Consider the following 9,925-nt stretch of genomic DNA (forward strand, 5'->3'; position numbering starts at 1 on the left):
ATTATAATACGTCATGCTTATTATTCTGCTCTGAAGTCAATTTGTACGGACTTACCAAAAACCATATCAAGACCATCAGCAGCGAAACAGCGCCCTGCAACGGATACCCGTAGGCCATGTTATCGAAACCGGCAAATTGATAGCACACGATACAGAGAAACAAATAAAGTAGTGCGCTAACCACCTCATAACCCAGATAAAATCGAACATGTTGTTTGGCTATCATTACGTAAAGGAAGACCCAACTCAAACACTTCAAGGCGTCACCAAGCACGTATATTTTTATTATTTCCGCAGCGGCTGAAAATGCCTCGCCATAAATCAGCCGAACAGCAAAATCCGCTAGAAGACTTACAGAGAGAATCATTAGCAAGACGAAGCCCAGTGTCATCAATGCAATGCGACTCACCACACCTGTCAGAGCTTTACCCTCATTAGAACTATACTTAGGCAATAACAATGTGGAAAACAGCACGCTGCATATACCCATATATATGTCAGATAAACGGGTGGCGGCATACCACATACCCGACTCAGCCATTGAACCAGTTGTGGTTATATAGTCTCTGAGCACAATCTGCACCCCATAGACAATAACTACTGAACCCAACGCCATGAGCGAATACGACAACAGAATTTTTATGATTTTCAGATTAAGACAAGTCAGATCCAGCTTTGGAAGTCTAAACCTTGCTGGCAAGAGCAATATACATAAACCAGCAATAGCAGGCGCAAGCACGATCGAGTAAACCGCCCCTTCTTTTCCAAAGAGAAAAGACATAGCGCACGTCATGAACGCTGTAAAAAAGGCCGTTATTACAGAGTACCAAAAGTATTCGCTATACTTCTGCCCCCCGTTAAAGTAAGAGACGAATAAATTATTCAAGCCTATAAAAAAAGCGCCAAGCGGCAGTAGCAACAACACCCCCGCCCAACCACCCTGCAAGAAAAAATCAGATATCAGATTACTTGTAAAAAGCAGCATCACAACAAAAAAAAGGCAGAACGCTGACAACAATACCAATGAGGACTGCAGGACTCGCTCTTTAGGATATTTTTCCTCAGCTATCAACTTCACCACACCAGAAGTCGTAACTGATGAGGCACCTGCACTTAATATCTGAAGAAAAGCCTGTATCTGTCCGACAACAGCCATTCCGCTCGGCCCGACATAAAATGCCACTACTTTCAGAGATGCGATAGCGAACACTAATTTAAAAACAGCCTGACAACCAATGTTTATGATGGGCCTAATCATTCCGCTCTGCATCCGTGTCTGACCAACCATAACCTTGTCGCCTACCATACATTTTCGCCAACCGCAATAGCATCTGTGATTATTTACAACCTAATGCATTTTTTACTGCGCCTGGCTAAAAATCTCCTTATTGCGCGTTTCTCTATTATCTCCTAGATGACACAACAGCGTTACCAGATTTTATTGCACAGGCGCATTCCTGACTATCACAGTGCCGTTAGCAAGGCTGCTTTTTGTTGATTTATTAGTCAACAATTGGAGCTCCGAAAGAGGAGCGCCCACCCAAAAGCCTCCCTTGCGGCCAGCGAACGGTTTTATGGCTTAAAAACGAATGATTGTGCTAGGTCGCGTTAAGCGTCTTAGGGCATTCGCAACATTTCGCAAAGCCCCGGAGCTCTAGCGTGTACGGCGTAACGAAGTCGCCGTCACTCGAAAAATTAAACCCTGGCGCGCAACAACGGAATGAAGTGCCGAGATAACGCCAGCACCAGACCGAGGAATACACCCAAGAAAATTCCTTTTATCAGGATTGATAACTTATCCGGCTTAATAGGGCTGTCAGGATCATCAACCGCCCCATCCTGTCGATAGACCGAAACACTGGAGGGATCGAGGGTCAGTTTTTTGAGAAATGAGTATTTAACTTGCAACACACGCAAATTCTGAATAAACGGGTCGTCGGAATCGCGACTTTCCAAACTGCGAATTTCAGCCTGAAGCGCATCGCTGCCGCGCATGTATAAGGTCTGCCCGTCCACTCCCATCGACAGCTCTGCAGGAGTTTTACCACTGATAATTACCGGCTTGTTCAAACCTATCGCTTTAGCGATGACCAAAGCCTCACTCAGAATTTTTATTCTATCTTCACGCTCCCGGCTAGCGCTTTCCCGCAAACCGTTGATTTGCTGATCTAGATTACGCGCTCTGACTTGAGCTTCTCTGACAACGTTTTTGATCATTTCGTTTTTAGCCGCAACACTGGCATTGCGCACGTATGCACGCACCCAATTGCCCGCCTCCGAAGGCTTATAGCTTTGTACAGCAATGGAGTAGCGATCAGGGCTGTCTTTACCACCGGCAGAGATGATCAGTTGCTTTGCAAAACCCTGATACAACCGGTCATGCGAGCCTTTGCGGACATCTTCAGGTAGCGAGGGTAGATATACATCATCAAAAAATTCCTGCCGTAAAGACTCACTAAAAAGATTGCGCGCAAATACGTCATAAACATCTTTGACAGAGTAAGGTGGCAGATCAGAATTCAATGCGCGGCCGTAATTAAAATCTGCAATATCATTTTGTGTCGGAGGTAACATGTATATCTTAGCTTCGTACACCGGCTTAGCTGTATAGGCATAGACAATGGCAGCCAACGACACGAGCACGGTTACACCAACGACTATCCATTTCTGCACCCACAGCGCTTTGATAAAGACAAAAAGATCTATTTCATCATTGCTAGTTGAGGCGGCCGGGAGCTGAGGCATGAATATCAGTATCCTTGAAACGTTAAAAAGAGCCTTGCATACGGAATAATACAGCCCGCAAACGCTAATGCATTAGCTAAAATGCAACAGCCTTTTTTCCTTGGCCAAATAGCTTATTCAAAGTAAACCTGATTCTAGGCTCGAGACCTTCGCAGACTAACATACCAGACGAGCAGCGGCCCCACCGCCAAGCCGATTAACAGCACCTACAGTCACAACTGATACCGGCAACTGCGGCCCGCTCCATCCCAAAAAGAGCAGAGAAACAGATTGTTGATTCTCAAGCACAAACACCAGAACGGCCAAGACCAGTAAAAGGGAAAAAATTCCGAAGAGTAAACGTTTGAGATTACTCATAGGTAGCTCCTTCGTCCGCTGTGACTATCAAAACCCCTCTTCCTCATCCTCATTCACCCGATCCCTAAGCTCCTTCCCCGGCTTGAAATGCGGCACAAACTTGCCATCAAGGCTAACCGACTGACCTGTCTTCGGATTGCGACCAACGCGGGGCGCACGATAGTGCAAGGAGAAGCTACCAAACCCACGGATCTCAATTCGATCTCCGGTAGCCAGACACTGGGACATCTGTTCGAGCATAGTCTTGATAGCCAGCTCTACATCCTTGGATGAAAGCAGCCCTTGATGGGTGACAATTCGTTCGATCAACTCCGACTTCGTCATATTTTTCCCTTCTTTTTCAAGCAGCTAGGAAAAGCGCTTCGAAGGTTTTAGCATGCCCGGAGGAATTTGAACAGCCCGAGTTTTCACATATCTCTACCAGCAATGACCGCCCAATTGCCACGAACTACGACGCGATCTGCCTCAGCGACAAATCACCAGCATGGTGCGCGTCAGATACCCCGCAGGATTAAAGCCGAAAGGGAATTCATCCTCATCCTTTGCATCGTCGGACCTTGCTATAACCTTGTAACCTGCCGCCTTACACTCTTTGTCCGCGCGCTTACGACACTTCTCCCACCCAGAACCCAATCCCGAGCAATCTATCTCTACGCCACTGACTCCGCGCACAGCATGGGTCTTGGCGTTCGTACCACAACCCGCCAGTGTCAATACCGCAATTGCGACAATGAGCTTGTTCATTCACTTCCTTATGGCAGGCACCCTGCCCGACATTCGTTCGCTTGAGGTAAGACTAGCTGCAAATAAGCGATTGATCCGATTAAAGAAAGAGACAACGTAGAAGAACCATTGGTTGCAAGGACTGCCGGACCAACATGAATCATCACCACGCTCACCAAATCCCAGGCACAAAAAAGGGCGACCGAAGTCGCCCTTTTTCTATGGTCTGACAGAACTTAGTTCTGTTTTTCCATCTGTGCACGCAGCAGGTCGCCCAGAGTGGTAGGACCAGCAGAAGGCTCAGACGAGGCTGGCTTGTCGCGCAGGCTCTGAATGGCTTCTTTCTCTTCGATCTCGTCTTTCGACTTGATGGAGAGCTGGATTACGCGGCTCTTGCGGTCAACGCTGATGATCTTGGCTTCTACTTCCTGGCCTTCTTTCAGAACGTTACGCGCGTCTTCAACGCGGTCACGGCTGATTTCGGAGGCTTTCAGAGTCGCTTCGATATCGTCGGCCAGAGTGATGATGGCGCCTTTAGCGTCAACTTCTTTCACTGTGCCCTTAACGATTGCGCCTTTGTCGTTCTCTTGAACGTACTCGGAGAACGGATCGCTTTCCAGTTGCTTGATACCCAGGGAGATGCGCTCGCGCTCTGGGTCAACCGACAGGATAACGGTGTCCAGCTCGTCGCCCTTCTTGAAACGACGAACAGCTTCTTCGCCAACTTCGTTCCAGGAGATGTCGGACAGGTGAACCAGGCCGTCGATGCCGCCGTCCAGACCAATGAAGATACCGAAATCGGTGATCGACTTGATGGTGCCGGAGATTTTATCGCCCTTGTTGAACTGGCCAGAGAAATCTTCCCATGGGTTAGATTTGCACTGCTTGATGCCCAGGGAGATACGACGACGCTCTTCGTCGATGTCCAGAACCATAACTTCCACTTCGTCGCCGACTTGTACGACTTTCGAAGGGTGGATGTTTTTGTTGGTCCAGTCCATTTCGGAAACGTGTACCAGGCCTTCCACGCCTTCTTCCAGCTCAGCGAAGCAGCCGTAGTCGGTCAGGTTGGTAACACGCGCGGTTACGCGAGTGCTTTCTGGGTAACGCGCTTTGATAGCAACCCATGGATCTTCGCCCAGCTGCTTCAAGCCCAGGGAAACGCGGTTACGCTCACGATCGTACTTCAGAACCTTGACATCGATCTCGTCGCCAACGTTGACGATTTCGGAAGGATGCTTGATACGCTTCCAAGCCATGTCGGTAATGTGCAGCAGGCCATCGACGCCACCCAGATCGACGAATGCGCCGTAATCGGTGAGGTTCTTGACGATACCTTTGACTTGTTGGCCTTCCTGCAGGGATTCCAGCAGAGCTTCACGCTCGGCGGAGTTCTCTGCTTCCAGGACGCTGCGACGGGAAACGACAACGTTGTTGCGCTTCTGGTCGAGCTTGATGACCTTGAATTCGAGTTCTTTGCCTTCCAGGTGCGTGGTGTCGCGCACTGGACGAACGTCGACCAAAGAACCTGGCAGGAACGCACGGATGCCGTTAACGTCGACAGTGAAGCCGCCTTTAACCTTACCGTTGATAACGCCCTTGACCACTTCTTCAGCTGCGAAGGCTGCTTCGAGAACAATCCAGCATTCAGCGCGCTTGGCTTTTTCACGGGACAGCTTGGTTTCACCGAAACCGTCTTCAACCGAGTCCAGAGCAACGTGAACTTCGTCACCGACATTGATAGTCAGGTCGCCAGCATCGTTGTAGAACTGTTCCAGCGGGATCAGTGCTTCAGACTTCAGACCAGCGTGAACGGTTACCCAGCGAGCTTGGTAATCGATATCAACGATAACACCGGTGATGATGGAGCCTGCCTGAAGGTTCAGGGTTTTTAGGCTTTCTTCAAAGAGTTCCGCAAAGCTTTCGCTCATTTTAATTCCTGTTGATAAGGGCGAAGAATACGCCCATCTCCACACCCCAGACGGTGTGGGTTAGTTTCAATTAGAAGAAGCACCGCAGGACTATGACTGGTCCCCTGCAGCCTTCTTGGTCACCCGGCGATATCGCGAATGGCGATTTCACTCAAGATGCGTTCCAGCACCTGCTCGATGGACAACTCCGTGGAATCCAGCTGTATGGCGTCAGCCGCCGGCTTGAGCGGGGCTACCGCACGCTGGGTATCACGCTCATCGCGTGCACGGATCTCATCTAGCAGACTCGACAGACTAACACCATCGACTTTGCCCTTCAACTGCAAGTAACGGCGGCGAGCCCGCTCCTCGGCGCTGGCGGTCAGGAATATCTTCAGCGGCGCGTCCGGGAAAACCACCGTGCCCATGTCGCGCCCATCGGCAACCAACCCCGGAGGCTCCTGAAACGCCCGCTGGCGTTGAAGCAGAGCGTCGCGGACGGCCGGCAAGGCCGCCACCTGGGAAGCCCAGGCGCCTACCTGTTCGTTACGCAAATCATCAGTGACATCGTCACCTTCAAGGATGATCCGCTGCGGATGACCTTCGGTCGCACCGACGAACTGCACATCCAGATGAGCGGCCAGCAGCTTCAGCGACTCTTCATTGGTCAGATCGACGCCATGATTGCGCGCGGCAAATGCCAGCAGGCGGTACAGCGCGCCGGAATCCAGCAAGCACCAGCCCAAGCGCTTGGCCAGAATCCCGGCAATAGTGCCCTTGCCCGAACCGCTAGGCCCGTCGATGGTGATGACCGGTGGCTTGATAATCACGACTGAGCCTCTTGTGCAACACGGATGCCGACCTGCGCACACAGCGCGAGGAAGTTCGGGAACGAGGTTGCGACGTTGGCACAATCATGGATGCGGATCGGTGCGGTGGCGCGTAGGGAAGCCACGCTGAATGCCATGGCAATCCGGTGATCACCATGGGCAAGCACTTCGCCGCCGCCGATCAGGCCGCCGTCGATGATGATGCCGTCCGGGGTCGGTTCGCATTTGACGCCCAGCGCCAGCAAGCCATCCGCCATGACCTGGATACGGTCCGATTCCTTGACTCGCAGCTCTTCGGCGCCGCGCAATACGGTGCGCCCTTCGGCGCAGGCCGCCGCCACAAACAGTACCGGAAATTCGTCGATGGCCAGCGGAACCAGCGCTTCGGGAATCTCGATACCTTTGAGTTTAGCTGCCCTTACGCGCAGGTCAGCCACAGGCTCGCCGCCGACTTCACGCTGGTTTTCCAGGGTGATGTCAGCGCCCATCAGACGCAGGATGTCGATCACACCGGTACGGGTCGGGTTGATACCAACGTGCTCGAGCACCAGCTCAGAACCTTCGGCGATCGACGCGGCCACCAGGAAAAACGCGGACGAGGAGATATCGCCCGGCACTTCAATATGGGTAGCGGTCAGCTTGTGGCCGGATTCGACCGAAGCGGTAGCACCGCTGACAGTGACCGGATAGCCGAAGCCGCGCAGCATGCGCTCGGTGTGATCGCGAGTCGGTGCCGGCTCGGTAACGGTGGTTTTGCCTTCGGCATACAGGCCGGCCAACAGCAGGCAGGACTTAACCTGGGCACTGGCCATCGGCATGGTGTAAGTCAGGCCCTTGAGCTTGTTGCCGCCACGAATAGTCATCGGTGGGCGACCTTCAGCGGCGGTCTCGATCACGGCGCCCATTTCACGCAACGGGTCGGCCACGCGACTCATCGGGCGCTTGGACAGCGAAGCGTCACCCGTCAGGACACTGTCGAAGTCCTGCGCAGCCAGCAGGCCCGACAGCAGACGCATCGAAGTGCCGGAGTTGCCCAGGTAGATCGGGCCCGGCGCAGGNTTNAGGCCATGCAGGCCTACGCCATGAATGGTCACGCGCCCGTGGTGCGGACCTTCGATCACCACGCCCATGTCGCGGAAGGCTTGCAGGGTCGCCAGGGCGTCTTCGCCCTCGAGGAAGCCTTCGACTTCGGTGACACCTTCAGCGAGGGAGCCAAGCATGATCGAACGGTGAGAAATCGATTTATCGCCTGGTACTCGAATCCGCCCAGTCAGGCGGCCACCAGGTTGTGCCAGGAAAATCAGGTCGTTGGAATTCATAGCGTCCACATAAGCCCGGCGGGCCAGGATTTTACTGAAATGNTCGCGTGCCACCCGCGCCCGAGTGAATACGCCCAACAATTGATGGCCATCCCCGGCATCGACCGCGTCGCGCAAGGCATCGAGGTCACTGCGGAAGGTGTCCAGCGTGCGCAACACCGCTTCGCGATTGGCGAGGAAGATGTCGTGCCACATNACCGGGTCGCTACCCGCGATTCTTGTGAAATCGCGGAAACCGCCCGCAGCGTAACGGAAGATCTCAAGGTTTTCATTGCGCTTGGCCAACGAATCGACCAGGCCGAACGCCAACAAGTGCGGTAGATGGCTGGTTGCCGCCAACACCTCGTCATGACGTTCGACCTGCATGTGCTCGACATCGGCGCCCAATTCGCGCCACAAACGGTCGACCACTGCCAGCGCGGCCGGATCGGTTTGATCNAGCGGCGTCANGATCACCTTATGGCGACGGAACAGCTGCGCATTGGAGGCTTCCACCCCGCTCTGCTCGGAGCCGGCAATCGGATGGCCCGGTACAAAGCGCGCAGGCATGCCGCCAAACGCTTCGGTCGCGGCACGCACGACATTGCCTTTGGCGCTGCCAACGTCGGTCAGAATCGCCTGCCCCAGGTCCATGCCGGCCAATCGGCCAAGCATTTTTTCCATCGCCAGAATTGGCACGGCGAGCTGGATCACATCAGCCCCCTGGCAAGCGACAGCCAGGTCAGCTTCACAGCGATCCACCACGCCCAACTCAACCGCGAGCTTGCGCGACTGCGGATCGAGATCGACCCCGACCACTTCGCGGCACAGGCCACTTTCGCGCAAACCCTTGGCAAACGAACCGCCGATCAACCCCAGACCGACCACCACCAGGCGACCGATCATAGGCACAGCAGGTTGCAATGCAGTGACATCAACCACGAGCCAGAACCTTGGCCAACGCCTCCAGGAAGCGGGCGTTTTCTGCCGGCAAGCCAATGGTGATACGCAGGTGGTTCGGCATGCCGTAGTTGGCCACCGGGCGCACGATCACGCCTTCGCGCAGCAGGCCCTGGAACACAGGCGCGGCCACTTGGCCAAGGTCGACGCAAATGAAGTTGCCCTTGGAAGGGATCCAGCCCAGCCCCAGCTCACGGAAACCTTCCTGCAGTTGCAGCATGCCGGCTTCGTTCAGGCGACGGCTTTCGGCCAGGTAGTCGGTGTCTTGCAGTGCAGCGCACGCAGCGGCCAGGGCCAGGCTGTTAACGTTGAACGGCTGACGCACGCGGTTCAGCACATCGGCAACCACCGGGGTGGACAAGCCATAACCGACCCGCAGTGCCGCCAGGCCATAAGCCTTGGAGAACGTGCGCGAAACCAGCAGGTTCGGGTACGCGGCCAGGAAATCCAGGCCATCCGGCAGGTCGCTGCCTTCGGCGTACTCGATGTAGGCCTCGTCCAGCACCACCAGCACATGCTCCGGCACGTCTTGCAGGAAGTCGTTCAGCGCCTGAGCGTCGAACCAGGTACCGGTCGGGTTGTTCGGGTTGGCGATAAACACCACGCGGGTTTGCGCGTCGATGGCCGCCAGCATGGCCGGCAAGTCATGGCCCCACTCTTTGGCCGGGATCACCTTGGCCGTCGCGCCGACGGCTTGCGTGGCGATCGGATAGACCGCAAACGCATGCTCACTGAACACCGCGTTCAAGCCAGGCGCCAGGTAAGCACGCGCCACCAGCTCCAGAATGTCGTTGGAACCGTTGCCCAGTGTCACCTGATTCAGCTCGACGCGGCACTGCTCGGCCAGCAGGGACTTGAGGGCAAAACCATTGCCGTCCGGGTAGCGGGTCAGCTCGGCCAACGCCTCATGAATCGCCGCCAACACCTTTGGGCTCGGGCCCAACGGGTTTTCATTGCTGGCCAGCTTGATGATTCTGGCCGGATCGATATTCANCTCACGCGCCAGCTCGTCCACAGGCTTGCCCGGCACGTAAGGCGACAGTTGTTGCACGCCCGGCTGAGCCAGGGCGAGGAAGTTGCCACTCATGTTAAAGCCTCACAA

Annotated in this window: 8 protein-coding genes and 1 pseudogene; all 9 read right to left on the reverse strand. The window is 54.3% G+C overall.

The window, feature by feature from the left end; genetic code table 11:
• Window position 1: 1 nt before the first annotated feature.
• Window positions 2-1,306, reverse strand: coding sequence for an oligosaccharide flippase family protein (locus B7L09_RS08440; protein WP_010461674.1), 1,305 nt, complete (start codon window positions 1,304-1,306; stop codon window positions 2-4).
• A gap of 389 nt (window positions 1,307-1,695) precedes the next feature.
• Complete coding sequence (locus tag B7L09_RS08445) at window positions 1,696-2,745, reverse strand: LPS O-antigen chain length determinant protein WzzB (RefSeq protein WP_010461675.1); 1,050 nt, start codon at window positions 2,743-2,745, stop codon at window positions 1,696-1,698.
• 134 nt (window positions 2,746-2,879) lie between these two features.
• Window positions 2,880-3,102, reverse strand: a pseudogene (locus tag B7L09_RS08450) (lipopolysaccharide assembly protein LapA domain-containing protein).
• Window positions 3,103-3,129: 27 nt separating this feature from the next.
• Complete coding sequence (gene ihfB / locus B7L09_RS08455) at window positions 3,130-3,426, reverse strand: integration host factor subunit beta (protein ID WP_002554561.1); 297 nt, start codon at window positions 3,424-3,426, stop codon at window positions 3,130-3,132.
• A gap of 141 nt (window positions 3,427-3,567) precedes the next feature.
• Entirely contained in the window at window positions 3,568-3,846 is a 279-nt protein-coding gene (locus B7L09_RS08460; protein WP_094468429.1) for a hypothetical protein, read from the reverse strand.
• A gap of 215 nt (window positions 3,847-4,061) precedes the next feature.
• Window positions 4,062-5,756: a 30S ribosomal protein S1 gene (gene rpsA / locus B7L09_RS08465; RefSeq protein ID WP_064451489.1), complete on the reverse strand. Its 1,695-nt coding sequence runs from the start codon at window positions 5,754-5,756 to the stop codon at window positions 4,062-4,064.
• 119 nt (window positions 5,757-5,875) lie between these two features.
• On the reverse strand, window positions 5,876-6,565 hold the full coding sequence (cmk, locus tag B7L09_RS08470) for a (d)CMP kinase (RefSeq protein WP_094468430.1): 690 nt from the start codon (window positions 6,563-6,565) through the stop codon (window positions 5,876-5,878).
• A complete protein-coding gene (locus B7L09_RS08475; protein WP_255141779.1) occupies window positions 6,562-8,769 on the reverse strand; it encodes a bifunctional prephenate dehydrogenase/3-phosphoshikimate 1-carboxyvinyltransferase in 2,208 nt (735 codons plus the stop codon). Before B7L09_RS08475 ends, cmk begins: the two co-directional genes overlap by 4 nt.
• A 28-nt stretch (window positions 8,770-8,797) precedes the next feature.
• On the reverse strand, window positions 8,798-9,910 hold the full coding sequence (gene hisC, locus B7L09_RS08480) for a histidinol-phosphate transaminase (protein WP_094468432.1): 1,113 nt from the start codon (window positions 9,908-9,910) through the stop codon (window positions 8,798-8,800).
• Window positions 9,911-9,925: the final 15 nt, after the last annotated feature.

Source organism: Pseudomonas mandelii (assembly GCF_002251635.1).
GTDB classification, from domain to species: Bacteria; Pseudomonadota; Gammaproteobacteria; order Pseudomonadales; family Pseudomonadaceae; genus Aquipseudomonas; species Aquipseudomonas mandelii_B.

Bases quoted from the DNA above. Each gene is read 5' to 3' on its own strand.
- B7L09_RS08440 (WP_010461674.1), bottom strand. From the start codon at position 1,306: ATGGTAGGCGACAAGGTTATGGTTGGTCAGACACGGATGCAGAGCGGA.
- B7L09_RS08445 (WP_010461675.1), bottom strand. From the start codon at position 2,745: ATGCCTCAGCTCCCGGCCGCCTCAACTAGCAATGATGAAATAGATCTT.
- ihfB (WP_002554561.1), bottom strand. From the start codon at position 3,426: ATGACGAAGTCGGAGTTGATCGAACGAATTGTCACCCATCAAGGGCTG.
- B7L09_RS08460 (WP_094468429.1), bottom strand. From the start codon at position 3,846: ATGAACAAGCTCATTGTCGCAATTGCGGTATTGACACTGGCGGGTTGT.
- rpsA (WP_064451489.1), bottom strand. From the start codon at position 5,756: ATGAGCGAAAGCTTTGCGGAACTCTTTGAAGAAAGCCTAAAAACCCTG.